This window comes from Vibrio sp. Vb0304, assembly GCF_033338995.1.
GTDB classification, from domain to species: domain Bacteria; phylum Pseudomonadota; class Gammaproteobacteria; order Enterobacterales; family Vibrionaceae; genus Vibrio; species Vibrio alginolyticus.
The window spans coordinates 1-1,112 of sequence record NZ_JAWOTT010000299.1 but is presented as its reverse complement, the minus strand read 5'-3'; the positions used below and the strand labels follow the sequence as shown (position 1 = coordinate 1,112).

At 49.5% G+C, this 1,112-nt stretch carries 1 protein-coding gene; it reads left to right on the top strand.

All coding sequences use genetic code 11. From position 1 onward, the window contains the following. Window positions 1-66 precede the first annotated feature (66 nt). The gene (locus tag R7P35_RS25785) at window positions 67-969 is read left to right on the top strand and encodes an OmpA family protein (protein ID WP_318093294.1); all 903 of its coding nucleotides are present in this window, start codon (window positions 67-69) and stop codon (window positions 967-969) included. The last annotated feature ends 143 nt before the right edge of the window (window positions 970-1,112 follow it).

Below are 1,112 nucleotides of genomic sequence, written 5' to 3'. Positions count from 1 at the left end.
TATCAACCATGCCATTCCCGTCAACTCAAAAGGACACTACAAATACCGGTTTAAACGGAGGTTGGCATGGTAAATCTAATACGACGAAGTGTAGTTAGCGGTCTCGTTGTCGGCATGTTTGGTTGTTCGTCATTTGATTATCCCGATCATGGTCAGGGTGGATTGGCGGAAAGCTATCAAGATATTTCGATTGAGAACTATGAGTTCTCGCCTGTTATGCCAGATGAACCATTGGGCCCAGAGCATGGATTGCGATTCGATTGGCAGTTGACCAAGCTTCATCTCGACGCTTTGATTCAAGAAGGCGCTCGTTGGTGCTTCCCTGCTGCAGTGGTGCAAGCACTCGAGAAGCAAAATCGCATTGCTCGTGAACTAGAAGGCGGTTTACTGCTTGATGCCGCCAATGACCTGGTCATCCAGCGTCGTCGATTAAACCAGCTTGAGCAGCAACTCGACTACGTACTTACGCAAACCACTTGCACGCCGCCGGACGACATCGATGCACTAAGGAATGACTTAAACATCGTCGCCGATATTTATGCGCTGCTCAACGTCGATAATCAGTTTGCCATTGATTCTGCGGAGATCAATCCGAAGTACATGGGACACTTGGCAGAAGCCGCTTATATTCTGCGCGACCACCCTGCTCTGTCTCTGGTTGTCACTGGCCATGCGGACGTCACGGGTACGCCTGAGCACAATAAAAAACTAGCACAGGAACGAGCCGAGCAAGTTAAACGATACTTAAGTGTGTTCGGAGTAACGTCAGACCGTGTACAAACCAAATCTGTTGGCGACACATTGCCTTTGTATGAGGGACAAACGCCAGCCGTGCGCCTAACCAACCGTCGTGTGAGCATCGAAGTTCTCAGCGCAAACTCTGATAGCAATGCGCCAAGTAATCACAATTTACCTAACAAAGGCAACATGCCAACGAGCGCGAGCGGTTCGATAGGAGGCGCGTTATGAGCATTTTCAAAACGTTTTTTGCCTTGTTCGCGATGTGCGTGCTCGCTTGGGTAACCCCTCTACATGCCGCAGATAACGACACAGTAAAAGTTGGTGACTTAGTACAGATCAACCTGCCCGGCGAAGCATCGCTAAACCAAGGT

Coding starts and splice junctions, on each gene's coding strand:
- R7P35_RS25785 (WP_318093294.1), top strand. CDS start 67: ATGGTAAATCTAATACGACGAAGTGTAGTTAGCGGTCTCGTTGTCGGC.